The organism is Kitasatospora sp. NPDC094028 (assembly GCF_049543595.1).
Classification (GTDB): domain Bacteria; phylum Actinomycetota; class Actinomycetes; order Streptomycetales; family Streptomycetaceae; genus Kitasatospora.
This window is the reverse complement of sequence record NZ_JBMVFA010000023.1, coordinates 47,873-73,326: the sequence shown is the minus strand read 5'-3', so window position 1 is coordinate 73,326 and position 25,454 is coordinate 47,873. Positions and strand designations below refer to the sequence as shown.

Annotated in this window: 20 protein-coding genes and 1 pseudogene; 14 read left to right on the top strand and 7 right to left on the bottom strand. The window is 74.7% G+C overall.

Annotated features, from left to right (window positions below; translation table 11 throughout):
- Positions 1 to 57: 57 nt before the first annotated feature.
- Positions 58 to 651 (top strand): TetR/AcrR family transcriptional regulator, encoded by a 594-nt coding sequence (locus ACPC54_RS28400; protein ID WP_498968804.1) that lies wholly within the window; start codon positions 58 to 60, stop codon positions 649 to 651.
- Positions 652 to 813: 162 nt separating this feature from the next.
- Here ACPC54_RS28400 and ACPC54_RS28395 read toward each other — a convergent pair whose 3' ends face one another.
- On the bottom strand, positions 814 to 1,527 hold the full coding sequence (locus ACPC54_RS28395) for a TetR/AcrR family transcriptional regulator (protein ID WP_498968802.1): 714 nt from the start codon (positions 1,525 to 1,527) through the stop codon (positions 814 to 816).
- Positions 1,528 to 1,662: 135 nt separating this feature from the next.
- Between ACPC54_RS28395 and ACPC54_RS28390 the strand changes: the two genes are divergently transcribed.
- From ACPC54_RS28390 to ACPC54_RS28375, 4 genes are all read left to right on the top strand, one after another.
- On the top strand, positions 1,663 to 2,364 hold the full coding sequence (locus tag ACPC54_RS28390; RefSeq protein WP_498968801.1) for an NAD(P)-dependent oxidoreductase: 702 nt from the start codon (positions 1,663 to 1,665) through the stop codon (positions 2,362 to 2,364).
- Between the two features lie 174 nt (positions 2,365 to 2,538).
- Positions 2,539 to 3,270: a Mut7-C RNAse domain-containing protein gene (locus ACPC54_RS28385; RefSeq protein ID WP_498968799.1), complete on the top strand. Its 732-nt coding sequence runs from the start codon at positions 2,539 to 2,541 to the stop codon at positions 3,268 to 3,270.
- 213 nt (positions 3,271 to 3,483) lie between these two features.
- Positions 3,484 to 5,346: a CocE/NonD family hydrolase gene (locus ACPC54_RS28380; RefSeq protein WP_498968798.1), complete on the top strand. Its 1,863-nt coding sequence runs from the start codon at positions 3,484 to 3,486 to the stop codon at positions 5,344 to 5,346.
- 297 nt (positions 5,347 to 5,643) lie between these two features.
- Positions 5,644 to 6,144: an inorganic diphosphatase gene (locus ACPC54_RS28375; RefSeq protein ID WP_498968796.1), complete on the top strand. Its 501-nt coding sequence runs from the start codon at positions 5,644 to 5,646 to the stop codon at positions 6,142 to 6,144.
- Between the two features lie 139 nt (positions 6,145 to 6,283).
- On the opposite strand, the gene ACPC54_RS28370 is transcribed toward ACPC54_RS28375, so the two are convergent.
- Positions 6,284 to 7,567: a pyroglutamyl-peptidase I gene (locus ACPC54_RS28370; RefSeq protein ID WP_498968795.1), complete on the bottom strand. Its 1,284-nt coding sequence runs from the start codon at positions 7,565 to 7,567 to the stop codon at positions 6,284 to 6,286.
- Between the two features lie 81 nt (positions 7,568 to 7,648).
- Between ACPC54_RS28370 and ACPC54_RS28365 the strand changes: the two genes are divergently transcribed.
- From ACPC54_RS28365 to ACPC54_RS28355, 3 genes and pseudogenes are all read left to right on the top strand, one after another.
- Positions 7,649 to 8,842 (top strand): cytochrome P450 family protein, encoded by a 1,194-nt coding sequence (locus ACPC54_RS28365; RefSeq protein WP_498968793.1) that lies wholly within the window; start codon positions 7,649 to 7,651, stop codon positions 8,840 to 8,842.
- An 87-nt stretch (positions 8,843 to 8,929) separates the two neighbouring features.
- Positions 8,930 to 9,484, top strand: a pseudogene (locus ACPC54_RS28360) (TerD family protein); the annotation flags it as partial.
- A 633-nt stretch (positions 9,485 to 10,117) separates the two neighbouring features.
- The gene (locus ACPC54_RS28355) at positions 10,118 to 10,747 is read left to right on the top strand and encodes an SUKH-4 family immunity protein (RefSeq protein ID WP_498968791.1); all 630 of its coding nucleotides are present in this window, start codon (positions 10,118 to 10,120) and stop codon (positions 10,745 to 10,747) included.
- Between the two features lie 57 nt (positions 10,748 to 10,804).
- Here ACPC54_RS28355 and ACPC54_RS28350 read toward each other — a convergent pair whose 3' ends face one another.
- Positions 10,805 to 11,434 (bottom strand): TetR/AcrR family transcriptional regulator, encoded by a 630-nt coding sequence (locus tag ACPC54_RS28350; protein WP_498968789.1) that lies wholly within the window; start codon positions 11,432 to 11,434, stop codon positions 10,805 to 10,807.
- A gap of 120 nt (positions 11,435 to 11,554) precedes the next feature.
- Here ACPC54_RS28350 and ACPC54_RS28345 point away from each other — a divergent pair, with 120 nt between their 5' ends.
- The gene (locus ACPC54_RS28345; protein ID WP_498968875.1) at positions 11,555 to 12,592 is read left to right on the top strand and encodes an aldo/keto reductase; all 1,038 of its coding nucleotides are present in this window, start codon (positions 11,555 to 11,557) and stop codon (positions 12,590 to 12,592) included.
- Between the two features lie 196 nt (positions 12,593 to 12,788).
- On the opposite strand, the gene ACPC54_RS28340 is transcribed toward ACPC54_RS28345, so the two are convergent.
- Positions 12,789 to 13,031 (bottom strand): hypothetical protein, encoded by a 243-nt coding sequence (locus ACPC54_RS28340; protein WP_498968788.1) that lies wholly within the window; start codon positions 13,029 to 13,031, stop codon positions 12,789 to 12,791.
- Between the two features lie 158 nt (positions 13,032 to 13,189).
- Here ACPC54_RS28340 and ACPC54_RS28335 point away from each other — a divergent pair, with 158 nt between their 5' ends.
- The 4 genes from ACPC54_RS28335 to ACPC54_RS28320 all read left to right on the top strand — a co-directional run bounded on the left by ACPC54_RS28335 (position 13,190) and on the right by ACPC54_RS28320 (position 20,490).
- Complete coding sequence (locus tag ACPC54_RS28335; protein ID WP_498968786.1) at positions 13,190 to 14,272, top strand: WD40 repeat domain-containing protein; 1,083 nt, start codon at positions 13,190 to 13,192, stop codon at positions 14,270 to 14,272.
- A 148-nt stretch (positions 14,273 to 14,420) separates the two neighbouring features.
- Positions 14,421 to 15,437, top strand: a complete 1,017-nt coding sequence (locus tag ACPC54_RS28330) for a hypothetical protein (protein WP_498968785.1) — start codon at positions 14,421 to 14,423, stop codon at positions 15,435 to 15,437.
- A gap of 1 nt (position 15,438) precedes the next feature.
- On the top strand, positions 15,439 to 19,026 hold the full coding sequence (locus ACPC54_RS28325; protein ID WP_498968784.1) for a hypothetical protein: 3,588 nt from the start codon (positions 15,439 to 15,441) through the stop codon (positions 19,024 to 19,026).
- A gap of 3 nt (positions 19,027 to 19,029) precedes the next feature.
- Entirely contained in the window at positions 19,030 to 20,490 is a 1,461-nt protein-coding gene (locus ACPC54_RS28320; protein ID WP_498968782.1) for a hypothetical protein, read from the top strand.
- 9 nt (positions 20,491 to 20,499) lie between these two features.
- Here the strand turns inward: ACPC54_RS28320 and ACPC54_RS28315 are convergent, their stop codons facing one another.
- The gene (locus ACPC54_RS28315) at positions 20,500 to 21,825 is read right to left on the bottom strand and encodes a serine/threonine kinase C-terminal domain-containing protein (RefSeq protein WP_498968780.1); all 1,326 of its coding nucleotides are present in this window, start codon (positions 21,823 to 21,825) and stop codon (positions 20,500 to 20,502) included.
- Positions 21,826 to 21,986: 161 nt separating this feature from the next.
- Between ACPC54_RS28315 and ACPC54_RS28310 the strand changes: the two genes are divergently transcribed.
- Positions 21,987 to 22,556, top strand: a complete 570-nt coding sequence (locus ACPC54_RS28310) for a Uma2 family endonuclease (protein WP_498968778.1) — start codon at positions 21,987 to 21,989, stop codon at positions 22,554 to 22,556.
- 12 nt (positions 22,557 to 22,568) lie between these two features.
- Here the strand turns inward: ACPC54_RS28310 and ACPC54_RS28305 are convergent, their stop codons facing one another.
- Entirely contained in the window at positions 22,569 to 23,003 is a 435-nt protein-coding gene (locus tag ACPC54_RS28305) for a hypothetical protein (RefSeq protein ID WP_498968776.1), read from the bottom strand.
- A gap of 286 nt (positions 23,004 to 23,289) precedes the next feature.
- Complete coding sequence (locus tag ACPC54_RS28300) at positions 23,290 to 25,356, bottom strand: MDR family MFS transporter (RefSeq protein WP_498968774.1); 2,067 nt, start codon at positions 25,354 to 25,356, stop codon at positions 23,290 to 23,292.
- Positions 25,357 to 25,454 lie beyond the last annotated feature (98 nt).

The window sequence follows — 25,454 nt, the reverse complement described above, 5'->3', positions numbered from 1 at the left end:
CAATAAGTGCAATGACTACACTTTCGTAGCGGATCCACCTGGCGGTAGGATGTGCGGGTGACCGAACCGACCGGGCGCCGTGAGCGCAAGAAGGCCCAGACCCGCCAGGCCCTGGCCGATGCCGCACTCGAACTCTTCCTGGAGCGCGGCTACGACCAGGTCGGCGTCAAGGACGTCGCCGACGCCGCCGACGTCTCGGTGACCACCCTGTTCAAGCACTTCTCCGGCAAGGAGGCCCTGGTCTTCGATCAGGACGACGACCTGGAGGCGGCGCTCGTCGCCGCCGTGCGTGAGCGCGCCCCGGGCCAGTCGATCCCGCAGGCGCTGCGCGAGCACCTCCTGCTGAAGCAGACCCAGCTGGCCGTGCATGCCGCCGACCCGCGATTCGCCGACTTCACCCGCCTGGTGCAGGAGACCCCCGCGCTGCGCGACTACGCCCACCGCATGTGGACGCGCCACGAAGCCGCCCTCGCCGGGGCCGTGGCGGAGGCCGTGGGTGCGCCCGAGGGCGACGTCGGCTGCGCCGCCCTGGCCCGGTTCGCCCTGGAGGCCCGCGGTCTGATCCTGCGCCACCCCGAACCGCGCCGAGCGGCCGACGAGGTCTTCGCGCTGCTCGAACGCGGCTGGGCGGCCGCCCACCCGGGCAACTGACCCGGCCTGCCGGGGGCCTCCGGACGAAGTTCTTGACCTGAAGGTCAAATGATCGCCTCGGCGGTCGGCGCGGTCGGCGCGGTCGGCGCGGTCGGCGCGGTCGGCGCGGGCGCGCGGGCGGGCCGCAGGGCTTCGAGTCGGACGGCGCCGGTCCGGCCGGCCTCAGGCGGCGTCGATCCCCAACGAGCGGATCAGCTGGGTGAGTTCGGCGCGGAAGAGCTTGTCCGGCGAGAGCGTCTGGGCGCGCAGGTGGCCGTAGACCTCCAGTGCGACCAGGCCGTGCAGGTGCCCCCAGATCCGCAGTGCCAGGGCTACTCCGGCCGGCGGTAGTGCGGGGAACGCCGGGCGGACCTTGTCGAGCAGGCCGGGGTCGAAGTCGTCCCAGTCGAAGTCGCCGGCCCCGTGGGTCGGTTCGGCTCCGCCCCAGGCGGCGTTCGCCAGCGCGGCGATGCCGACGCAGACCCGCCGGGCGGCGTCCGGCGCGGCGCCGCCGTCCGGGGGGCGGTAGCCGGGCACGGGGTCGCCGTAGATCAGCCGGAAGCCCTCGGGGTCGGCCAGCGCCCAGCCGCGGAAGGCGTGCGCCCAGGCCTGGATCCGGTGCGCCGGGGTGTCCGGTGCGGAGGTGGCCCAGGCGGTGTCGACGGCGTCGGCGAGCGCGGTGTAGACGTCCGCGATGAGGGTGGTGACCAGGTCGTCGCGGGTGGCGAAGTAGCCGTAGATGGCGTTGGCGGTCATGCCCATCTCGCGGGCGATCGCCCGCAGGGTGATCGCGTCGGGGCCGCCCGACCGCATCAACTCCATTGCGGTGCGCTTGATTTCGGCGGTCGTCTCGGCCCGCAGTCGCTCACGTCGTCCGGTGCTTCGGGTGGCTGCCACGAGGGAACTCTACAGCGTCACCTCGCTGATTGCCGTGTGGAAACTTCACGCCGTATAGTTTTTGAGCGGCGTGCGGCGAGGGAGGCCTCGCGCCGTCCATCCGCCATGACCACGGCATGAACCAAGGGGAGAACCATGCACATCGGAGTCATCGGAGCCACCGGCACCATCGGGAGCCGCGTCGTCACCGAGGCCCTCGGGCGCGGACACCGCGTCACGGCGTTCAGCCGGAACGCCTCCGCGATCACCGACCGGCGCGAGAACCTCGGCTGGGCGAGCGTCGACGTCCTGGACGCCGCGAGCATCGCCGCCGTCCTGCCCGGCCTGGACGTCCTGATCAGCGGCTTCCAGCCCGGGAACGCCGCGAGGGACTTCGCCGACACCGTCCGGCGCTCGATCGCCGACCCGACCGTCTACGCGACCGCCGCCCGGGCCCTGCTCAAGGCCCTGGAGAGCCACCCGCGCACCCGGTTGATCGTCATCGGCGGCGCCGGCAGCCTGGAGATCGAACCGGGCGTCGTCCGGGCCGACCACGACGAGCTCCTGCGCGCCTCGCTCGACGAACTCGGCCTGCCCCGTGAGTACGCCGCCGCCGTGCGCGGCCACCGCGAGGCGCTGAACGTCCTGCGCGCCTCGAACCGGCTCTGGACGTACTTCAGCCCCGCCGAGCAGATCGGCCCGGGAGAGCGCACCGGCCGGTTCCGGGTCGGCGGCGACCAGCCCGTCCTGGACGCGGACGGCCTGAGCCGGATCTCGGCGGAGGACGCCGCGGTCGCCCTCGTCGACGAAGCCGAACTGCCCCGCTTCGTCCAACGCCGATTCACCATCGGCTACTGAGCCGCCGGTGCCGATCCGGGAGACGGCCGGCCCGGCCGGCCGTCTCCCGACGACGCTCCACCGGGGCCGGCTTCGCGGATGCGCGCGGCTCGCCACCGTCGAACCCGGCCGACCGAGGGCGCGACGGCCGGAAACCGGTGGCCACCGCCCGGCCGCCGCTGGCATGCTGGCGGTGTGGACCGACCCCAGATCTGGCTCGACTTCGCCCCTGAGCTGCACCTCTTCGTCTCCGCGCCCCGGCGGGCCGGGCGCTCCGAGCTGCGTACCGACGGCACCTCCACGCTCGGACACGTCGTCGAGTCGCTGGGCGTGCCGCTGACCGAGGTCGGCGCGCTGCTGGTGGACGGCCGGCCGGTGGCGGGCGGGCACGTGCCGGCGGACGGCGAGGAGATCACGGTCGCGGCCGTCGCCCGGCCGCAGCCGGCGGGCGAGGCGCCGCGCTTCCTGCTGGACGTCCACCTCGGCACCCTCGCCCGCCGGCTGCGCCTGCTCGGCATCGACGCCGCCTACGAGAACCCGGACATCGGCGACGCCGCGCTCGCCGCCCGCTCGGCCGCCGAGCGGCGCGTCATGCTCTCGCGGGACCGCGGCCTGCTGCGCCGCCGCGAACTGTTCGCCGGCGCGTACGTCTACAGCCACCGCCCCGCCGAGCAACTGCGCGACGTGCTCTCCCGGTTCGCGCCCCCGCTCGCGCCGTGGAGCCGCTGCACCACCTGCAACGGCACGCTCCGCAGCGTCGCCAAGACGACCGTGCGCGAGCAGCTGCACGACGGGACGGAGCGCTCCTACGACGCCTTCGCCCAGTGCGGCGACTGCGGGCAGGCCTACTGGCGCGGCGCCCACCACGCCCGGCTGGAGGGGATCGTCACCGACGCCGTCCGCGAGTTCGGCGGCGTCGCGGGGTAGTCAGGGCGCGGGGTGGTTCAGGGTCAGCTCGGGGGCGGATCGGCCCTCGGAGGTATGGCGGGCCGCCGGTCGGCCGTGGTCTCATCGGCGACGGGGGACGAGCCCAGGAACTCCGTCGTGCGAGAGGCCGGGTCGTCGAATGAGCGAACTGTCGTTGCGTCATCCCCGGGAAACCGGGGCCACCGAGCGGGACTCCCGGAAGGCGACCGCCCGGTGAGCCGGTCCCGCCGCCCGCTGGCGGCGCTGCTCGCCACCGCCGGCGTGCTCGGCCTCGCCGCCGCGCCCGCGGCTGCCGCGCCCGCCGCCGAACCGCACCTGCGGTCACGCTACGTCGCGATGCCGGACGGCGTCCGCCTCGCCGTCGACGTCTACCTGCCCGAGGGCACCCGGGCCGGCGCCCGGCTGCCCACCGTCCTGGTCACCCAGCGCTACTGGCGTGCCCGGGTCGCCCCGGGCATGCCCGACGAGGGCCGCAACGGCACCGCCGAGGCCTGGAACGCCCGCGGCTACGCCTATGTCGTCGCCGACCTGCGCGGCACCGGCGCCTCCTTCGGCACCCTGGACTCCGAGCTCGGCGAGCAGGTCACCGCCGACAGCGGCCCGCTCGGCGACTGGATCGCCGCCCAGCCCTGGTCCAACGGCCGGGTCGGCACCACCGGCGTCTCCTACGGCGGCGACACCGCCATGCTCGCCACCGGCCTCGGCGACCACCACATCACCGCCGCCGCCCCGATCTCCTACGACTTCGACCCGTACGAGGACCTGGTGCGCCCCGGCGGCCTGCTCATCGAGCCCCGGATCGCCCCGTACGCGCTGCTGCTCAGCATCCTCGACGGCCGCGCCGGCACCACCTGCGAGACCAGCGAGCAGACCCGGCAGGTCTGTGAGCAGACCGGTCTCATCGGCACCACGCCCCGCCCGGTGGACGGGCCGGACGGGCCGGCCCTGCTCGCCGCGGCCCGCGCCGAGCACGCCGGGAACGCCAACCTGGTCGAGATGGCGCACGCCGGCGTGTACCGCGACTACCGGGACGGGCCCAAGAGTTGGACGGCCGGCAGCGTCGGCGAGCGGGCCGAGGCCGTCGAGGACGGCGGCGTACCCGTGCTGACCCTCACCGGCTGGCTGGACGCCGGCACCGCCAACGGCGCGCTCTCCCAGTTCACCGGCCTCGCCAACACCCAGGAGGCCTGGCTCGGCCCGTGGAACCACGGCGCCTCCCGGCTCGCCGACCCGTTCCTGCCCGAACGCCGCCTCACCGACCAGGAGCGCGCCCAACTCAACCAGCAGGCATACGCGTTCTTCGACCGCTACGTCCGCGACGGCGACCGGCCGGACGGGCAGCGGCAGTTGCACTACTACACCTTCAACGAGGGTGCCTGGCGCACCACTTCGCACTGGCCGCTGCCCGGCACCCGCCCCCGCCGGCTCTACCTCGGCGAAGCCGGCGCACTCAGTCGACGGCGGCCCGACCCGGACGGCGGCCGCCCCGCCGGCACCGACCAGCTGCGCCTCGACCCGACCGCCGGGACCGGCCCGCTCGACCGCTGGAACACCAACCTCTCGGCCGCGCCCGTCAGTTACGACGATCGCGCCGCCGTGGACGGCAAGCTGCTCAGCTACACCACCGAGCCGCTGACCGCCGACACCCGGGTCACCGGCAACGGCCGGGTCGCCCTCGACGTCACCGGGCTGGCCGGCTCCGCGCACGGCGCGCTGCACGTCTACCTGGAGCACGTCGCCCCGGACGGCCGGGTCACCTATCTGACGGAAGGCCAACTGGCCCTGGACGACCGTGCGCTGGCCGGCGACGACAATCCCGACTGGCGCCGCCTGCGCACCCCGCGCAGCTACGCGGCCGAGGACGCCCGGCCGTTCCCGCAGGGCCGGCCCGAGCGGGTGGTCCTCGACCTGCAGCCGGTCGCGGCTCTGTTCCGGGCCGGCGACCGCATCCGCCTCACCGTCGCGGCCGCCAACCCCGACTCTTTCGAACTGCTGCCTGCGGACGGCCGGGCGAGCTACCTGATCGGCCACGGCGGCGCCCGGCCGTCCTTCCTGGAGCTGCCGGTCGTCGGATAGCGGCACTCGCTCACGGCGCGGGGGCCCGCGGGTCGGAGAGCAGCGAGCCGCGTTCGAACCGGCCGCCGGGCAGCAGTCGCACCACCCGGCTCCCGGTGGGCGGCCCTGCGGCTGTCCGCCTCCGCGCGGTGGTGGTCCAGCGCGGTGACCCGCCGGCTCCCCATGGGCGGGGACGGTGGTGGACGTCCCTGAACGGCGGGAGGCGGTGAAACGGCCGTGCCGGGCGGGTGCCGGGTGGCCCCGAACGGCGGACAATCTCCCCAGGAGCCGTCCCCGGGCGCCGAGGAGGAGGTCGCGGTGGAGTTCGAGGTGATGATCGAGATCCCGCAGGGGTCGCGGAACAAGTACGTGATGGACTTCTCGGCGGGCCGCATCCGGCTCGACCGCACCCTCTTCACAGCCACCGCCTACCCGGCCGACTACGGCTACGTCGAGGGCACCCTCGGCGGCGACGGCGAGCCGCTGGACGCCCTGGTGCTGGGCGGCGAGCCGGCCGTCCCCGGCTGCGTGCGGACCTGCCGCGCGGTCGGCGTGTGGGTGATGCGCGACGAGCGCGGACCGGACCACAAGGTGCTCTGCGTGCCGGCCCGCGACCCGCGCTACCGGGACCTGCAGGACGTCGGCGACCTGCGCGAGTTCGACCTGCTGGAGATCACCCACTTCTTCCAGGTGTACAAGGACCTGGAGCGCGGCAAGTCCGTCGAGGGCTCGCACTGGGCGGACCGCGACGCCGCCTACGCCGAGATCGCGGCCTCCCGCGCCCGCGCGGCCGGCACCCCCTTCGCCGGGCCCGCGTAGCCGGATCACCGACCTCGGCCTCGCCTCCCGCTGCCCGCACCCCGACCGCTGTCGAAGGCGCTCGGAACCCCCACCTGCGGGCCGCTCCTTTCTCTTTTCGTGGCGCACCACGTCCTCGCGAAACCGTGAACAGCACTCGTCAGCGGATCGCGCTGCTCAGGATCGCCCGGACCTGGGCCGCGACGGCTGCCTCGTTGTGCTCGAACTCGGGGGCGGTGACGAGGTCCTGGCGCGCCGGCAGGCCGGTGAGGACGGGGGTGTGCAGGTGGCCGCCGGGGAGGTCGGGGGCGAGGTCGAGGCGCAGGCGGTTGGAGCGGTAGGCGACTTCGTTGGAGAGGTAGCCGCCGCCGCCCCCGGCGACGGCGCGGGAGTCCGGGGTCGGGCCGTCCTCGCGGTCGACGGCGTCGCCGCCGCCTGCGGGGATCTCGGTGACGGAGGTGTTGAGGTACACCGGGTACGGCTGCTGGACGGCCGTCATGGCGTCGGTGGGCAGGCTGGTGCGGATGAACTCGGGCCCGGCGTCCAGGCCGGGGGCGTCCACCGGGTGCTGGCGGGTGCCGCCGGAGAGCGCGCCGAGGTTGTCGGTGGCCGGGTCGGCGGAGCGGGCCCGGCCGGCCCAGGCCTCCAGGGTGAACACGCCGGGGTAGCCCTGGCTGATGCTGGTGATCAGGTCGGCGGCCTGCGGGCCGGGCTCCAGGTGCGGGCGGTAGGCGCGTTCGACGATGCCCGCGTCGAAGTCGGCGTAGCGGACGGGCAGCAGGACGGCCCGGACCTCGGCGGTGCTGCCGTCGGCGAGGGTGATCCGCTGCCCGTGCAGCTGCAGGACGGCGGCGCCCGACGGGTTGGCGCGGCGGGGTTCGGTGTCCAGGCCGAACGGGTCGAAGCCGCTGACGAAGATCCGCCTGATCCCGTTGATCCCGTTGATGCCGGGGGTGGTGGTGAAGCCGTCGTCGAGGCCGCGCGAGGCGTCCTCGAAGCGGGCCCGGAGCGCGTCGTGGTCGATGGTGAAGTCCGGCTGCCAGTCGGCCAGTCGGAGGGTCATGGCGAGCCTGGTCCAGTACAGCGGGCGGTCGTCGAGGGCGGGCAGCTCGCCGCCGGGGCGGCGGCCCTGGGCGCGGTCCACGCCGGCCTGCCAGAGCGCGTGGCCCCAGTCGGCGGCGAGCTGTGCGGCCTGGTCGGCGTCGCGGGCGGCGCAGAGGGCGGCGGGGAAGGCGTGCAGCAGCCCGTCCAGGCCGGAGCGTTCGGTGAAGGCGGCGGTGCGGCCGTCCTGGAGCCGGGCCTGTTCGGCGTCCGGCGCGACAGCTCCGGCAGTGGCGGGCGGGCAGGAGGCGGGGGCGGCCTGGGCGACGGCCGGGGTCAGCAGGGCGGCGAGCGTACCGGTGAGGGCGGCGGCCAGTCCGGCGGCGCGGCGAAGACATGTCATGTTCCCTGACAATAAGTCCGGGCCTGACGCCCCGCCAGGGTGCCCCGCCGGACCTCCCCGCCCTGCCCGTAGGCTGAGCGGGTGACACCCCTCGATCCCACCGTCAAGGCCCTGATCGCCGACCCCTACGGCGGCTACACCCGGCTGCGCGCCGAAGCCCCCGCGCACCGCGTCCTCGGCGCGGACGGCCTGCCGGTCTGGCTGGTCACCCGTTACCCGGACGTCCGCCAGGCCCTCGCCGACCCCCGGCTCGCCCTCGACAAGGCGCACGCCGCGCCCGGCAACTACCGCGGCTTCGCGCTGCCGCCCGCGCTCGACGCCAACCTGCTCAACATGGACCCGCCGGACCACACCCGGATCCGCCGCCTCGTCTCCCAGGCCTTCACCCCGCGCCGGGTCGCCGCCCTGCACGCCCCGGTCGAGCGCATCGCCGACCAACTGCTCGACAAGATCGAGCCGTTGGGCCGCGCCGACCTGATCGCCGACTACGCCGCCCCGCTGCCGATCACCGTCATCTGCGACCTGCTCGGCGTCCCCGAGGACGCCCGCCAGGACTTCCGCGCCTGGACCGACGCCCTGATCACCCCGGACCCGGCCCGCCCCGAACAGGCCCGCGGCGCCGTCAAGGCCATGCTCGGCTTCTTCACCGGCCTGATCGAGCGCAAGCGCACCCACCCCGGCGACGACCTGCTCTCCGACCTGATCGCCGTCCGCGACGAGGACGGCGGCGGCGACCGGCTCGGCGAGGACGAGCTGACCTCGCTCGCGTTCCTGATCCTCTTCGGCGGCTACGAGAACACCGTCCACCTGATCGGCAACGCCGTCCTCGCCCTGCTCGCCCACCCCGACCAGCTCGCCGCGCTGCGCGCCGAACCCGGGCTGATCGACGGCGCCGTCGAGGAGTTCGCCCGCTTCGACGGCCCCGCCCCGCTCGCCATCCGGCGCTTCGCCCGCGAGGACGTCACCATAGGCGGCGTCACCGTCCCGAAGGGGGAGACCGTGCTGCTCGCCCTGGCCTCCGCCAACCGCGACCCCGAGCAGTTCACCGACCCCGACCGGCTCGACCTGCGCCGCCGCGAGAACGGCCACCTCGCCCTCGGGCACGGCATCCACTACTGCCTGGGCGCGCCGCTGGCCCGGATGGAGACCGCCCTCGCGCTCACCGCGCTGCTGCGCCGCTTCCCCGCCCTCGCCCTCGACGTGCCGGTCGAACGGCTGCGCCACCGGCCCACCCTGCGGGCCCGCGGCCTGCTGGAACTGCCCGTCCGGTACTGACGCGTCCTTGCCGGGAACCGGCCCGGGCTCGACAGCGTTGTCGTCCTCGAACGGAGATACGGCGGTAACCGGCACGGAGGAAGTCCCATGGGTGTGGCCCTGACGAAGGGCGGCAACGTTTCGCTGAGCAAACTGGCCCCCGGGTTGCGCGCGGTCCGGATCGGCCTCGGCTGGACGGCGGACGCCGGCTGCGACCCGGACGCCAGCGCGCTGCTGTGCGGGCCGGGCGGCAAGGTGCTCTCGGACCTGCACTTCGTGTTCTTCAACAACCTGCAGAGCCCGGACGGTTCGGTGCGCCACCAGGGCGGGGCCGGCGCGGTCGGCGGGGACCGGGAGGGCATCGAGGTCCGGCTGGCCGACGTCGGCGCCGGGGTCGAGAAGATCGTCTTCGCGGTCGCGATCTACGACGCGACGGCCCGCCGGCAGACCTTCCGGCAGGTCCGCGGCGCGTACGTCCGGCTCACCGACGCGGACGGCGGACCGGAGCTGGCCCGCTACGAGGTGACGCCCGAGACCGGCAGCGAGACCGCGATGGTCTTCGGCGAGCTGTACCGGCACGGCGCGGACTGGAAGTTCCGCGCGGTCGGGCAGGGCTACGCCTCCGGCCTGGCCGGGATCGCCACCGACTTCGGCGTCGACGTCCTCCAGCCGGCCGCGCCCGCCGCTGCGGCCGCGCCCGTAGCCGCGCCCGCCGCGCCTGCGGCGGCGGCCGTGCCCGCCGTCGCCCCGCAGACCCAGCCCGCAGCAACAGGGAGCTCTCCCGTGACGTGTTTCTTCGACCCCTCGCACGGCCTCGGCTCCACGGCGGTGCTGTGGTCGCCGCAGTGGGGCGTGCCGCGCCAGATCGAGGCCTGCGCCGCCTGCGCCCAGCGGGTGCAGACCACCGTCCCGCCGTTCTACACCCCGCCGCAGGCCGGCTACCCGCAGCCGGTCCAGCAGGGCCACCCGCAGGTGCCCGGCCAGGGCCAGCCGGAGGGCCGCCGCTTCGGCACCGGCGCCATGATCGGCGCCGGCGCGGCCGGCCTGGTCGGCGGCATGCTGATCGGCGAGGCGCTGAGCGACGACGGGCCCGAGGTGGTCGTCAACAACTACTACGAGAACGACGACGACTGGTTCTAGACCGTACGACGTGGACGACCACGCACCACCGCGCCCTGCCGGATCCGTCCGGCAGGGCGCGGTGGCGTGTCGGGCGGCCACCCGGTGGCGTCCGCTGTCGGTGCGGTGCGCTTGGATGATCCCTGCCGCACCGCTCTGACCGGGGGAGATGTATCGATGACCGAGACCGAGGCCGTGACCGCGCACGCCGAACTGCTGGCCGCCGCGCGCAATCCCACCGCCGCCTGGCTGGAGTCCTGCTTCGGGCCGGGCACGCTGTGGCGGCCCGAGGTGCTGCCGGAGAAGCTGGAGTCGGAGCGGGCCCGGGCGTTCCTGGCGGAGGTCGGTGTGCCGGCCGTCGAGCTCGACTTCGCCGGCTACGACTCGACGAGCCTGCCCGAGCGCGGCCTGTGGGAGGCGGACCAGGACGAGCTGTACGCCCGCGATCCCGAGGACGACGAGCCGGCGGGCGTGGCGTACTGCGTCGGCGCGTTCGACGAATGGCACCTGATGGTGGACGGCGAGTGCGGCGTCGTGCAGATCTACAACTCGGACGGCTGGACCACCGGGCAGGGCCTGGGCGGCTGGGCCGCCGACTCGCTGCCCGAGGTGATCGGCGCCCTCGGTCTGCTGGCGAGCTTCGGGGAGCGGATCACCGGCGGTGATGCCGCGGCCGCGCTGGACGAATTCGAGGCGCTGGTCGGGCAGTTGGGCCAGGGCCCGGACAGGTCGGACCTCTGGTCGAGCCTGCTGGAGCAACTGCGCGAGGAGTACGAGGAGTTGGACGAGGAGTCCGACGAGGACTGACCGATCGCCGCACCGGACGGCCGGACGACGCACCCGCGTCGTCCGGCCGTCCGCGTTTCAGCGCCGCACGTACGCCCCCGCCCGGGCGGCGGCCTCGGCGGCGGCGGCCGCGCGGTCGGCGGCGGCCTCGTCGAGCGGTTCGCCGGTGGTGAGCATCCGGTAGTAGAGCGGCGCGGAGACGGCCCGGATCACCTCGAACGCGTCGGTGCCCGGCGGGAGTTCGCCGCGCTCGACGGCCTCCGTGACGCACGGCGCCCATTCCTCGACCCGGCGCAGGTAGAAGCGCCGCAGCGCCTCGGCGGTGCCCGGGTCGGCGGTGCCCGGGGCGCCGTTCGCGGCGGCGAGGACGGCGCGGAACAGTGCGCCCTGCCGGGGGTCGGCGAGGGTGCGCCGGACGAGCTGCGCGTTGGCCCGCAGGTCCCCGGCGAGCGAGCCGGTGCGGGCGCGCGGCAGCGACTGCTCGGCCATGTCCGTCAGCAGGTCGGCGACCAGGGCGGTGGTGCTGCCCCAGCGGCGGTAGACGGTGGTGCGGCCGACCCCGGCCCGCTGGGCGAGGTCGCCGAGGTCCAGCCCGGCGAAGCCGTGCTCGACCAGGGCGTCCTCGGCGGCCCGCAGGACGGCGGCGCGGACCCGGGCGGTCCGTCCGCCGGGGCGGGCGGTGCCGGGGGTGGGGGGCTCGACGGCCATTAACGGGATTCCTGTTCCATTAGTCGGGCGGAGTCTGCTAGCTTCGAGACATCCTAACGGAACTGGAGTCCCATTAGGGGCTTCGAGGGGAGCACACGCATGACCAGCGACGCCACCACCATGGAATACCGCAGCCTCGGCGCCTCCGGACTCAAGGTCCCCGCGCTCAGCCTCGGCACCGGCACCTTCGGCGGCAGCGGCCCGCTGTTCGGCGCCTGGGGCACCACCGACGTCCAGGAGGCCCGCCGCCTGCTCGACATCGCCATCGACGCCGGGGTCACCCTCTTCGACACCGCCGACGTCTACTCGGACGGAGCCTCCGAGGAGGTCCTCGGCCAGGCCGTGCGCGGCCGCCGCGACCAGGTGCTCATCTCCACCAAGGCCGGCCTCCCGACCGGCGACGGCCCGCAGGACGCCGGCACCTCCCGGGCCCGGCTGATCCGCACCGTCGACGACGCGCTGCGCCGCCTCGGCACCGGCCACCTCGACCTCTTCCAGCTGCACGCCTACGACGCCGCCACCCCGATCGAGGAGGTGCTCGCCACCCTGGAGGACCTGGTCCGGGCCGGCAAGATCCGCTACACCGGCGTCTCCAACTTCTCCGGCTGGCAGCTGATGAAGTCCCTCGCCCTCGCCGACCGGCACGGCCGCCCCCGCTACGCCGCCCACCAGGTCTACTACTCCCTGATCGGCCGCGACTACGAATGGGAGCTCATGCCGCTCGCCCAGGAGGAGGGCGTCGGCGCCCTGGTCTGGAGCCCGCTCGGCTGGGGCCGCCTCACCGGCCGCATCCGGCGCGGCCACCCGCTCCCGGCCGGCAGCCGGCTGCACGACACCGCCGACTACGGCCCGCCGGTCGAGGACGAGCTGCTGTACCGGGTGGTCGACGCGCTCGACGAGGTCGCCGCCGAGACCGGCCGGACCGTCCCGCAGGTCGCGATCAACTGGCTGCTGCGCCGGCCCACCGTCTCCTCGGTCATCATCGGCGCCCGCAACGAGGAGCAGCTGCGGCAGAACCTCGGCGCCATCGGCTGGTCGCTGACGGACGACCAGGTGGCCCGCCTGGACGCGGCGAGCGCCCGCACCGCGCCGTACCCGTACTTCCCGTACCGCCGCCAGGAGGGCTTCGCCCGGCTCAACCCGCCGCTCGCGGGCTGACCGGCGGAACGCCGACGGGCGGAGGCCGGCCGGAAACGCCGAAACGCCGAAACGCCGAAACGCCGAAACGCCGAAACGCCGAAACGCCGAAACGCCGAAACGCCGAAACGCCGACCGGCGGAACCGAGGCCATCGGTTCCGCCGGTCGGCGGTCCTCCACTCGCGAGGGCCCTGCGGGCCTCCGCCCGGCCGGGGATCAGCCGGTCTCGACCGCCCTGGCGCCGTCCATCAGGCCCTTGCGGGCCTCGGCCACGATCTCGGTCTGCCGGATCAGCCCGTCGACGGTGCTGAGGAGGAGCGCCCACTCGGCCGGGGTGGTGTACCCCGGCCGGTGGATGATCTTGCGCAGGTCCTCGTAATCGTCGGTGGTGACGGACTTCGTCACCGTGATGAGGTGGCTGATCCGCTGCTCCAGGTGGGCCAGCTGGTCCTTGTCCATGGTGGTGCTGCTCCCTCGGTCGTCTGGGTACGAGCTGGCCATGTGTACCCAGCCGGGCCCGCTGCCACCGCCGCTGAACGGGTGGAGCGCGCGGGCCCGGGGAGGCGTAGCGTCGACAGTGGTCGCGGGCGGGTTCCCTCCTCGTGCTGGAGCGCGACATGCCGGCTGACGCGACACCCCCCACCGGCCCGCCGCCGGGCCCACCCCCGGGCCCACCGCCCGGCCCACCCCCGGGACCCCCGCCCGGCCCGCCGCCGGAGCCGCCCCCGAGCCCGCCTCCGGCGAGCCCGGCGCCCCCGAGCCCGCCGTCCGGGCCGTCCGTCCTGACCGGCCACACGGCGGCCGTCACCTGCCTCGCCGTCTCCCGCGACGGGCACCGGCTCCTCTCCGGCAGCGAGGACCGCACCCTCCGGCTCTGGGACCTCGAAACCGGCGCGGAGCTCCGGCACTGGGCGGCGCACGAGGACGGCGTGCAGTGCGCGGCGCTGTCCCCGGACGGCCGACTCGCGGTGTCCGGCGGCGTCTGGGGCCCGGCGGTGGTGTGGGAGACCGACACCGGGACGGAGCTGCGCCGCCTCCACGGGCAGGAGCAGGGCTGCCTGGCCGCCACCTTCTCCCCGGAAGGCCGGCTGGTGGCGACCGGCTGCGGGGACCACACCGTGCGCTGCTGGGACCCGGCGACCGGGCAGGAGCTGCGGCGCCTCCCGGGGCACACCGCGGACGTCACCGCCGTCGCGTTCTCCCCGGACCGCCGGCACCTGCTGACCGGCTGCGCCCAGTACGAGTTCGGCGCCGACCAGGTCCGGCTGTGGGACGTGGAGGGCGGGCGGGAGCTGCGCCGGTTCGGCGAGGGGCTGTTCGCGGTCACCGGCGTCGGCTTCGCCGTCCGGGGCGAGCTCCTCGTGGCCACCACCATGGACAACCTGCTGCACGTGTGGGACCCGGTCACGGGCGCGCAGACCGGCCGCTTCGAGGTCGGAGCGGGGAACCTGCTCTGCCTGGCGGTGTCCCCGGACGGCCGGCGGCTGCTGACCGGGAGCGGCACCGACCACTACGACGCCGACCTGCTCACCACCCTCGGCGTCGACAACCGCGTCCGGCTGGTCGACCCGGGGGACGGCCGGGAGCTGGGCCGCTACGAGGGCCACACGGGGAACGTCGACGCCGTGGCCTTCACCCCGGACGGCCGCCGCGCGGTCTCGGCGAGCCGGGACGGCACGATCCGGGTCTGGCAGCTGTAACCCTCGGTCACCCGATGGCCCTGGGTGAGCAGTAGCCCTCGGTCACCGGTTGCCGTGGGTCACCCGCCGGTGGAATCGTGGCAGGAGAAGGTCGGATCGGAACCCCGGTATGGCCGAACGGGCACGAGGAGAACAGCACACCTCGACCGTGGACAGTCCGATGGTCCGGGCCCCCGCCGGGCCCGGTGGGCGAGGTGTCGGGGCCCTCTGCGCGCTGCTCGGCCTGCTCCCCGTCACCCCCCTGCTGGCCTGGGCGTACGGGCCGGCGCCGTTCGCCGTCTGGTTCTGGTCGGTCACCGTGCCGGGCCTGGCGCTGCTCGCCGCCATCGGCGTGTGGAGCGCCCGCCGGACGCACCTGGCCCGGGTGCACCGGGCGCTCGTGGTCGGGACGGTCGGCGGCCTGATCGGCACCTTCGGCTACGACCTCTTCCGGGTGCCGTTCGCGCTGGCCGGGGTCCGGCTCTTCGCCCCCGTCGACACCTACGGCGTGCTGGCCCTGGGCACGGCCTCCTCCAGCCCGCGCACCGGGCTGCTCGGCTGGGCGTTCCACTTCTCCAACGGCATCGGCTTCGGGATCGCCTACGCCGTCCTCGCCTCCGGCCGGCGCTGGCAGTGGGCCCTCGTCTGGGGACTGATGATCGAGACCCTGGCGGTGGCCTCGCCCGTCGCCGGCGTCTACGACCTCCGCGGCGCGGGCCTGATCTCCATCGCCTACGCCGGGCACCTGGCCTACGGCGCGCCGCTGGGCCTGCTGGTCGCCGACCCCGAACGCACCGTCCGCCGGCTGCGCGAGATCGGGCCGCACCCCACCGCCTACGCGCTGCTGGCCGTCCTGCTCGCCTTGGTGGTCTGGCAGCGGCCGTTCGGCACCCCGGCGCCGGTGCGGGCCGGCGAGCGGGTGGCGCCCGGCCCGAGCGCCCTGGTGCTGGACGGCCGGTTCCACCCGCAGTACCTGCGGGTCCCCGCGCACGGCTGCGTGACCCTGCGCAACGGTGACCCGGTGCCGTACACGCTGCCCGCCGCCGCCGTCGGATCGCCGCGGCTGGAGCCCGGGAGCACCACCACGGCCTGCTTCGCCTCGGCGGGCAACGCCGTGCTGCGGGTGCGCACCTCCGACCAGCCGTACGCGGGCGGGTTCGTCATCGTCGACCGGACGGAGCGCTGAGATGACCACGGTCACGGCCCCGCGGACCGTCCCCACCCTCGGCGACGTCGCCCGGCAGCTGCCCCGGTGGCTGCGCGAGCACGTCTGGTCCGCCGTGACCGGGGCGGTGGTCGGCGGCGTGGTCGGCTACGTCGTGAACGTCTTCCTGATCGCCGTCCGCTACGGCGGCTGGCGGAAGGTGCCGCACGGGGCGCCGGCCACCAGCCACGGCAACTTCTTCCAGGGAGCGCTCTTCTGGGGGCTGGTCACCACCGTCCTGTTCGGCGTCCTCGGCTACTGGCACGCGGTCGGCACCGCCCGCTTCCTCGCCGACCTGCGGGCTCTGCCACGCACCCTCGCCGGGCTGGTCCGGGGCGACCGGGCGTCCGGTGTCCACCTGCTGTGGGGTGCGGCGGTCGCGCTGCTGGCCGCCCAGGTCGTCCCGCCGGCGGCCGGCGCGGTGCTGGCCGTCGGCGTGCTGGCCGGCGCGCCGACCGTGCTCGGGAGCATCGTGTCGACCTTCCTGCGACGGATCTGGTCGGCGCTGGTCAAACAGGTCGCCCCGACCCGCCACCACCGGATCACCGGGGCCACCGGAATGACGGTCGGCATGCTCGGCTCCGCCGCGTCGCTGATCGTCGCCACGTTCGTCACCGACACCGCCGCCAAGTTCGTCCTGGCCGGAGTCCTCGCGGCGGCCGCCGCCCTGCTCGCCACCACCCGAACCGGCCCGCCCGCCACCGCCTGCCTCCTGCTGCTCGTCGGCACCGTCCTGGTCCTGCACGGGATCACCGACGCCGTCCCGGCCCACGCCGACGACGGCGGAGAGCTCGAATGCAAGCTCCGGGGCCAGTCCTGGCTGGGCTGCACCGGCAGCAGCACGGTACTGAGGTACTCCGCGGTCGGGGCGGTCGCGGCCGGCGCGGGCGGCATCCTGGGCTCGTTCCTCGGCCACCTCGCCGGGTCCCTGGCGGGCGGCTCGGACACGGAGGGCCCGGACACGAAGGGCCCGGACGGCGGCGGTGGCGCGCCGTGGCAGCCGCAGCCGGGCCTGCCGCCCGGCGACCGCCAGGCGATCAACAACTGGATCCAGGGCCTGCTGGACGACCCGGCCTTCCAGCGCTGGCGCGCCACCCACCCCGGCTACCCCGATCCGCCCACCGACGCCGAGTTCAACCAGTACCTCAACTGGCGCCACGCACAAGGGTTGGCGGATCCGGCGCTGACGCTGCCCGGCACGCGGGCGGACCTCCCGGTGGACGCCGGCCCGCTCCCGGCACTGCCACCCGACGAGCCGGCACCGCTGCTCCCCGACCTGCCACCCGGCCCCGAGCCCCTGGACGAAGGGCCCAGCGGGGACGCCCAGCCCCTGCCCGGCCGGCCCCCCGCCCCGGCACCCGCACCCGCCGCCGCGCCGCCCGCACCCGACCCCGCCCAGGCGATCCGGAACCGGCTCGCCGCGCTCGACGGCGCCAACATGTACGACCCCTCGTACTGGCAGCAGCTGCAGACCCTCAAAGCGGGTCTCGACCCCGCCCAGGGCCTCACCCCCGACCAGCTGCAGGCCCTCCAGAGCCTGGAGGCGATGGTCCCGGCCGCCGACGTGGCCGGCGACGCGGAGCGGGAGCGGATCCGGGACGACGGCATGGTCAAGATGCAGGCCGCCGCCGCGGCCACCGACCGCGACTACACCGACTACCTGCACCGGCTCGACGGCGTCGAGGCCCGCGAGAACTACCTCAGCAACCTCATCGACCACCTGCCGCCCGGCCAGTTCGAGATGGCCAACCGGGTGCTGCGGCAGATCGAGAGCGGAGCCCCGGGCACCGACACCGATGGCGGGCTGCGGCAGCTGAGCACCGCCCTGCTCACCCAGGCCCAGGGCCGCGCCGAGAGCGAGGCGGCCGCCGCCGAGCTGGAGTCGATCGCGGCCCAGGAGCACGAGGCCGCCGCGGTCGGCTGGCAGCACGTCGCCATCGCCGGGGAGTTGCTGCTGGCCCCGTTCGCGGTGCCGCTGACCGCCGCCGGCGCCGCCCAGCTCGGGGCGTTCATGGTCGGCCGCAACGCCGTCCAGGGCTTCGGCGTCGGCTACCAGGAGGGCGGGATCGGCCACGCCCTGCTCGGCACGGCGAACGCGGTGCTGCCGATCAACACCCTGCAGGCCGCCTACCAGGCCACCATCGGCCAGGTCGTCGACCCCAACAGCCCGGCCCCGCAGGGCAGTCGGCTCGGGATCGCGCTCGCCTTCGTCCAGGACCTCGGCAACGCCGTCGGGCTGCACGGGCTCGGCATCCGCAACATCGGCCCGGCGGCGACGGACGCGGCCACCGAGGCCTCCGCGCTGAGCAAGCTGCCCGGCGGCCGGCCGCCGCCCGGCCCGGTCCCGACCGCCACGCCCGCCGTCGACGCCGCCTACCTCACCGAACAGGCCGCCGGGCGCAAGGCGGCGGACGAGTTCCAGCAGATGGCGCAGAACCTCAACACCCTGAAGGCGCAGGGCGCGAGCGCGGCCGAGATCGCCGCCGCCCAGCAGGCCCTCACGCAGAAGGCCGTCGACATCAACCTCCTGTACCAGGGCAAGGCCACCCTCAAGACCGTCCCCCTGGAGGTCCAGGGCCAGTACGCCGAGGTCCTCAACCCGGTACTGACGAAGGCCCAGGAGGACACCGTCGCCGCCCTGAACGCGCAGGGCTTCACCAGGGGCGGACGGCCGCTGACCACCGGCGACCTGATCGACATGCGCAACGCCAAGAGCCTGGGCACCGTCGGCATGGACCGCGACCTGGCCCTCAACCAGATGGCCTACCGCCGCACCCTGGCGGACCTGGAGAAGGTCCCGCCCACCTCGCTGCGGGCCGACGACCTGCTGGAGGAGCTCAAGCAGTTCAAGGCCACCTCCCAACTGGAGCTCAACGGCGTGCCGGTGAGCGCCCCGAAGGCCAACGCGGCGTTCCAGAAGGCGTACAACCAGGCGTACGCCACCGCCACCGGCGGCACGATCGAGGACGCGGACAAGGCCCTGCAGGCCGTGACCCAGAGCAAGCACCCGGAGGCGTACCAGGACCTCCCGGTGCTCAAGAACAACGCCCTCGACTACCCGCCCGACCCCAAGTGGGCCGCCCAGACCGGCTCGGTGACCAGCTACAAGGCGTACATGACCCCGGTCGAACTCAGCCCGGGCAGCGCGCTGCAGGAGACCGCCCGGGGCGTGGCCAAGGACATCACCACCAAGCTGGAACCGCTCATGTACTACAAGGGCGCCGACCCCGCCGCCTACCAGCGGGTCCTCGACATGAAGGCGTTCCTGAGCGACTGCGGCAAGGGCGTCTACACCCCGACCCAGATGGAGGCCCTGTCGGCGCAGAAGTTCGGCACCTCGATCACCGGCCTGGCCGAGCAGGTCGATTCCAACCTGACGGCCATCGTCCAGCAGACCGGCCCGATGGCCCCCGCCTTCCACGCCCTGCCCGGCCCCGGCCTGGGCGACCTCGGCGGACACCTCGCGCAGGCGGCCGGCGGACAGGCCGGGAACGTGGCCAAGGGCATCGCCTCCGGGCCGGCGCGCGGGGACGGACCGGCGCGCGGAGGCGAACCGGCGGAAGGAAGTTGAGCCATGGACACCGAAGCCGTTGGTACCGCAGTCGCCGGTGGCGCGGCACCCGGCGACCTCTCCTCACCGGGCGGCCTGGCCCGCACCATCCGGCTGCGGCGGGCCGAATTCGGGCCGCTGGCCCGTCACTTGGACCTGCCCGCGCCCGGCCCGCTGTCGCCGCTGGCCGACCTGACCGCCCCGGAACCCGGTGACCCCGGACCGGTGCGCGAAGTCGCCGAACTGCTCAGGGAGTTCACCGAGCTGCCCGCCGCCGTCGTCCGGATGGCACTGCTCCCGCTCGCCGTCCCCGACCGGGTGGTGGACGCCCGCAGCGCCCTGTTCGACAGCGCGCCCACCCAGTGCCGGCTGTACGCGTCCCGCCGCTGCGAGGGCACCTTCGCCGGCCTGCGGCCCGGGCTCGACGGCGGGTACGAGCTGCTCGCCCCGTTCGCGCCGCAGGACCTCGCCTGGTGGGTGCAGCTCCAGGTCCAGTTCTCCGGCGGGCAGCCGATGCCGCTGCCGGAGGAGGAGCTGACCGCCGAGCAACTGGCCTTCCTGCTGGTGCTCGTGGACGCCTACAAGACCGCCTTCTTCCGCTCCTTCGCCGGGCGGCGGCCGGATCCCGCGCCGGTCACCCTCTCCCTGTCGGACCTCCTGGAGGCCCAGCAGGACGCCCAGCGCGTCGCCGACCGGCGGTGGATCAGCCACGCCGTCGCGGAGCTCTTCGCCTCCCAGCTGCACCCCGGCGGACGGACCGGCGCGACCCTGCCGCCGGTCACCGCGGCCCTCGCCGAACGGGAACTGCGCCGGTACCAGGAGGCCGGGTACCTCGAACGGGCCGGGACGGGCGAGCCGGCGGCGTACGAGCTCGGCCTCACCCTGGCGACCTTCGCGGGCACCCTGTTCACCTGGATCAGCCTGCTCTCGCTGCACGACGTCCAGGTGGTCGGCCACGAGGCGGGCCGGCCCGTCGCCCAGGAGGACGTGGTCCTCTTCGTGGTGACCGAACCGACCGTCTGGGCGCTGGTCAGCCAGGGCCTCACCCGGGCCCGCGAGGACTGGTCGACCGTCCGCTTCGGGCTGCGGGCGCTCGGCGTGGTGGAGGCCTGCAACCTGGCCGACGCGTTCCTGCGCCCGATCCCGGACCTGAGGCTGCCCGAGGAGGTCTACCGGCCGAAGGCGGAGCCGGTGGCGGTGGCGGTGGCGGCGTCGGGGGCGGCGTCGGGGGCGTTCAGTCGCGCGCCCGGGCTCCCGCCGTCCGGCCCGCCCGGCGCCCCCGCCTTCCGCCCCACGCACCGCGTCCCGTCCGGCGGGATGTCCGCCTGGACGGCCCCCGACCCGTCGCTCACGGCCGTCACCCGGATCGACGGCCGGGTGGAGCTGCAGGTGCTGGAGCGCGCCGGGGACTGGGCGCACATCGTCTGTTCCAACGGCTGGTCGGCCTGGGTCGACGGCCGCCGGATCGAGGAGATCGGGCCCTGAACCGGGCCGCTACGGGATCGTGAAGGTGCTCAGCGCGGTGGCGAGGACCGGCTGGTAGGAGGCCCAGTCGGAGTCCGGGACGGACAGGTAGACGGTGTACTCGGTGCCGTTCGGCGCGAGGAAGGACTGCGCGCCCAGGTGGGCCTGGCCGAAGGTGAACTCCCAGTAGGCGCCCGGGTTGCCCTGGAAGGTGTTGGCGCGCAGGTCGATCGGGGTGTAGCCGCCCTGCTGGGCGAGCGAGCGCTCGGTCTGGCGGAAGCCGTCGAGGGGGGTTTGGCCGGACGGGTTGGCGGCGACGACGAAGCGCAGCACGTGGCCGCCGCTGTCCGGCGAGTAGTCACCCGCGCCCATGCCGTTGTCGGTGCGCGTCCAGCCGGTGGGGGCGGCGAAGCTGAAGCCCGCCGGGTCCTTGGTCTCGACGTAGCCGGGCGGCACCGCGGGCCCGGGGGTCTGCGGCGGGGCGGTCGACGGGGCTTGGGGCGACGGCGTCTCGGGGGCGGGCGTCGGAGTCGTGGGCTCCGGGGTGGAGGGCGTCCCGAGGGAGGGCGTTTCGGGGGTCGTGGGGGTCGTGGGGGTCGCGGGCGTCGTGGGCGTCGACGGCGCGGTGGCCGCGGGCGGCGTGGGCGTCGACGGTGCGGTGGCCGCGGGCGGCGTGGGCGGGGCCGTGGTGGCCGCCGGGTGATGCGAACCGCGGCCGACCAGGGCGAAGACCACCCCGCCGATCAGCGCCAACGCGAGCACCACCACCGTGACCACCGCCCCCGGCCGCCGCGCCGCCGCCGGACGCCCACCCGGAGGCGGGGCAACCCCCGGCCCGGTCGGCCCGCCGCCCGGCTCCCGGCTCGGCAATGCCTCGGCCGTCGCCTCGCCGACCGTGAAGCCCGCGGCCACCCGGTCCAGCATGTGCCCCGTCCACTCGGCGCCCGGCCGCTGCGCCGGATCGGCGCGCAGCAGCGAGGCGATGACCGGCGCGAGCGGACCGGCACGGTGCGGCGCGGGCGGCAGCCCGGCCCCCGGCGGGTGGCCCTCCACCGCCGCGTACAGCGTCGCGCCCAGCGACCACAGGTCCGCCTCGGGCCCGGGCGGCCGGCCCGCGGCCCGCTCCGGCGCCACGTACCCGGGGGAGCCCTCGAACGGCCCGGCGCCGAACGCGCCGAGCACCGCCCGTCCCCCCTCCAGCACCACCCGCGACGGCTCGACGGCCCCGTGCACCAGCCCCGCCCCGTGCCCCCGCACCAGCGCGGCCAGCACCTCACCGCCGACCCGCGCCGCCTCCCGCGGCGGCAGCGGCCCGTCCGCGGCGATCACCTCGGCGAGGGTCCGCCCACCGCCCATCGCTGCGCTCCAACCGTGCAACGCCCCCTATGGCCAGTCTCCCGCCGGACGACACGGGGGGCACCCGGTGCGTGACCTTCATCGGCCCCGGTCGTTGAACCTGCCGACTGGCCGCGAGATCGCACGGCCTGGTGGAGAATCGCGGATGGGAAGGAGACGTCGTGAGTACAGCACCCCATATCCCTGACGACTACAGCACCGTCAGCAACCCTGAGCGGGCCTTGAAGTATGCGATCCAGCACGTCGCGGGCAACCGCACCGAGATCGTCGAGGGAGTCATCACCCCTATGTCGCCGTCGTGGGCGCACGAGTCGGCCGCCGAGGTCGTCCGTCGCCAGCTCAGCGTCCGGCTCGAACAGCTCGACCTGGTGTCCGGCTCGGGCAATCTCGACCTGCCCGGCAGCGAGAACTGGTACGTCCCCGACCTGGCCGTCGTTCCCGCAGACCTCGCCGCGAAGACCGAGGGCGCGCTGCTGCCCGACCAGACCCTCTTGGTCGTCGAGGTCAGCTCCCCGTCCAACGCGGAGACCGACCGTGTCGTCAAGCGCCGCCGTTACGGCCAGTACGGCGCTCCGCTCTACCTCCTCGTCGACCGGCAGAACCGCAGCTGCACGCTGTACAGCGAGCCGAGCCGCCTCGGCTACGCGACCGAGAGCGGCCCGCACCCCTTCGGCACGCCCGTCCACCTCCCGGCGCCCTTCGACCTGGACCTCGACACCACCCGCCTGTAGCCGGGCCCGCGCCTAGCGGACCTGGTCGTACGCGGCGATCGTGAACTCCCGGCCGCCGCCGAAGTCCACCGTCCGCTGGTGCGGCGGCCCGAAGCGGTGGTCGTCGTCCTGGAGCACGACCCTCCCCGGGGCGCCGGGGAGGAAGGCGAAGAAGGTGACGAGCCTTCCGTTTCCGACCCCCACCGAGGATTCTCGGGCCGCCTCGGCGTCGATCGAGTCGACGGCGATGACCGTGCTGTCAGGATGGTCACCCCTCACGACCACGCCCAGCCACGCCACCGTGCCGTCCCCCAGCCACGCCACGACCGCGCGGTGGCTCTCGGCTCCGTCGTCGAACACGATCATGTCCTGCCGGGAGAGTGCCGGGCAGGACTCCGGGCTCGCGTCGGGCTGGGCCAGCGCGTCCACGATCCACTGCGCCGACCTGGTGGCCGGCTCCGAGAGCACCACCCCGCTCCCCGTGGACGCCGGCCGTGCGACGATCGTCGGCAGGGACGCCCCGCCGTCACTCCAGACGCTTCCGCCACCGCCACCCCGCCCCGTACAGGTCGAGACCCCCAGCGCCAGCACCAGCACCATCACCCCCTCCACCGCCGCACGCCCCGCCACCCGCGCCGTCCGTCCCACCGTGCCTCCCCGTCCGGTTCCGCTCTCCCGGAGCGTTCCCGCAGGGGCGGTCCGGTAGCGTACGCGAACGGCAACAACCTTGCGTCAGAGCACAGTTGACGCGGCCCTACACCCGGGCGCCGTCCTTGGGGCGGGCGTGGCCCGGGAGGCCGTTGGTGAGGTCCTCGACGAGGAGGCGCCAGGCGATGGCGGTGGCGGCGGTGCGCAGCTGGGGGCTGCGGGGGCGGCCGGCGTCGGCGTCGAGACGGGCGTTGAGCCAGTCCGACCAGGCGCCGGCGAGGGTGCGGACCTCGCGGCTGCCGGCCTCGGTGGGGGCGAGGCGGTCGCCGTCGCGGGTGAGGTAGCCCTCGATGGCCATCCGGTCGAAGACCGGTTCCAGCACCTCGGGCGGGACGCGTTTGCGGGCGGCGATGAGGTCCAGGGAGGCGTGGCCGACCGCCTTGGTGTGCCCGGCGACCTCCATCAGCGCCCAGGCGCCGGCGAGGTCGAGGCCGGTGTCGGCGGTGCCGACGATCGAGCGGACGGTGCTCAGGTCGACGCCGCGCACGATCTTGCAGACGGCGTACTCCAGGTGCGGGTCGGAGTCGCTGGTGGTCGGCTGCCCGAAGCCCTCGCCCATGTCGGTGGAGCCGGCCCGGGCGGTGTCGCGCAGCGGCACCTGCTTGAGGAACAGCGCGACCACCAGGCCGACCGCCGCCACCGGGATCGTCCACAGGTACACGGTGTGCAGGGCGTCGGAGTACGCCTGGACGATCGGCGCGGCCTGCTCGGCGGGCAGCCTGTGCAGCCCCTGCGGGCTCTCGGCGGCCTTGGCGAGGACGGCCGGGTCGGCGCCGGTGAGGCGGGCGGCGGTGCCGACGCCCTTGCCGAGCTCGGTCTTGAGGCTGTTGGCGTAGATGGTGCCGAACACGGCGGTGCCGAAGGAGCTTCCGATGGTGCGGAAGAAGGTCACGCCGGAGGTGGCGGTGCCCAGGTCGGCGTAGTCGACGGTGTTCTGCACGGCGATGGTGAGCACCTGCATGCTCAGCCCGATGCCGACGCCGAGCACGAACATGTACAGCGAGGCGAGCGCCGTACCGGTGCCGGGCTCCAGCCGGGAGAGCAGGTAGAGGCCGAGGCCCATCACGAGCGTGCCGGCGATCGGGAACAGCCGGTACTTGCCCGTCTTGCTGACCACGTTGCCGCTGGCGATCGAGGCGATCAGCAGGCCGATCACCATCGGCAGCATCCGCACGCCGGAGACGGTCGCCGAGTCGCCGTCCACGTACTGCAGGAAGGTCGGCAGGAAGGTCAGCGCGCCGAGCATCGCGAAGCCGACGATGAAGCTGAGCACCGAGCAGACCGCGAACACCGGGTTGCGGAACAGCCGCATCGGCAGCATGGGTTCGGCCGCCCGGGTCTCCGCCCAGCAGAACAGCGCGAGCGCCACCGCGCCGCCGACGAACAGGCCGACGATCATGCCGGAGCCCCAGGCGTACTGGTTGCCGCCCCAACTGGTCGCCAGGATCAGGGCGCTGGCGCCGACCGAGACGAGCGCGATGCCCAGGTAGTCGATCACCGGCCGCATCGCCGAGCGGACCGAGGGGATGGTCCGGGCGGCGGCCGCGACCACCACGACCGCGATCGGCACGTTGACGTAGAACGCCCAGCGCCAGGACAGGTGGTCGGTGAACAGCCCGCCCAGCAGCGGCCCGATCACCGTGGCGACGCCGAACACCGCGCCGATCGCGCCCTGGTACTTGCCGCGCTCGCGCAGCGGGATGACGTCGGCGATCAGCGCCATCGCGGTGACCATCAGGCCGCCCGCGCCGATGCCCTGGACGGCCCGCCAGGCGATCAGCAGCGTCATGTCGGTGGCCAGGCCGCACAGGAAGGAGCCGGAGATGAAGACGATCGCCGACACCTGGAACAGCAGCTTGCGCCCGTACAGGTCGCCGAACTTGCCGGCCAGCACGGTGGCGACGGTCTCGGCCAGCAGGTAGGCCGTCACCACCCAGGACATGTGGGCGGCCCCGCCGAGGTCCGAGACGATGGTGGGCAGCGCGGTGCCGACGATGGTCTGGTCGAGGGCGGCCAGCAGCATGCCGAGCACGATGGTGCCGAAGACGACGTTGCGCTGCCGGACGTCCAGCACCGGCGGCGCGGACGGCTGGGGCTCGGTGGCGACTGTCATGGGCTCAGCCTCTGCGGCGCACGGGCCGGTCGCGATCCGGTCGCGACCGGGTTCGGCCGTCCGGGTGAGCGCCCCGGGGCCTGCCTGGCGGCCCGGGA

What these genes read in the sequence shown, in the direction of transcription:
- ACPC54_RS28345 (WP_498968875.1), top strand. Translation starts at nt 11,555, where the DNA reads ATGGAATACCGCAGCCTCGGCGCCTCCGGACTCAAGGTCCCCGCGCTC.
- ACPC54_RS28350 (WP_498968789.1), bottom strand. Translation starts at nt 11,434, where the DNA reads ATGGCCGTCGAGCCCCCCACCCCCGGCACCGCCCGCCCCGGCGGACGG.
- ACPC54_RS28390 (WP_498968801.1), top strand. Translation starts at nt 1,663, where the DNA reads ATGCACATCGGAGTCATCGGAGCCACCGGCACCATCGGGAGCCGCGTC.
- ACPC54_RS28340 (WP_498968788.1), bottom strand. Translation starts at nt 13,031, where the DNA reads ATGGACAAGGACCAGCTGGCCCACCTGGAGCAGCGGATCAGCCACCTC.
- ACPC54_RS28335 (WP_498968786.1), top strand. Translation starts at nt 13,190, where the DNA reads ATGCCGGCTGACGCGACACCCCCCACCGGCCCGCCGCCGGGCCCACCC.
- ACPC54_RS28315 (WP_498968780.1), bottom strand. Translation starts at nt 21,825, where the DNA reads ATGGGCGGTGGGCGGACCCTCGCCGAGGTGATCGCCGCGGACGGGCCG.
- ACPC54_RS28370 (WP_498968795.1), bottom strand. Translation starts at nt 7,567, where the DNA reads ATGACATGTCTTCGCCGCGCCGCCGGACTGGCCGCCGCCCTCACCGGT.
- ACPC54_RS28320 (WP_498968782.1), top strand. Translation starts at nt 19,030, where the DNA reads ATGGACACCGAAGCCGTTGGTACCGCAGTCGCCGGTGGCGCGGCACCC.
- ACPC54_RS28300 (WP_498968774.1), bottom strand. Translation starts at nt 25,356, where the DNA reads ATGACAGTCGCCACCGAGCCCCAGCCGTCCGCGCCGCCGGTGCTGGAC.
- ACPC54_RS28355 (WP_498968791.1), top strand. Translation starts at nt 10,118, where the DNA reads ATGACCGAGACCGAGGCCGTGACCGCGCACGCCGAACTGCTGGCCGCC.
- ACPC54_RS28325 (WP_498968784.1), top strand. Translation starts at nt 15,439, where the DNA reads ATGACCACGGTCACGGCCCCGCGGACCGTCCCCACCCTCGGCGACGTC.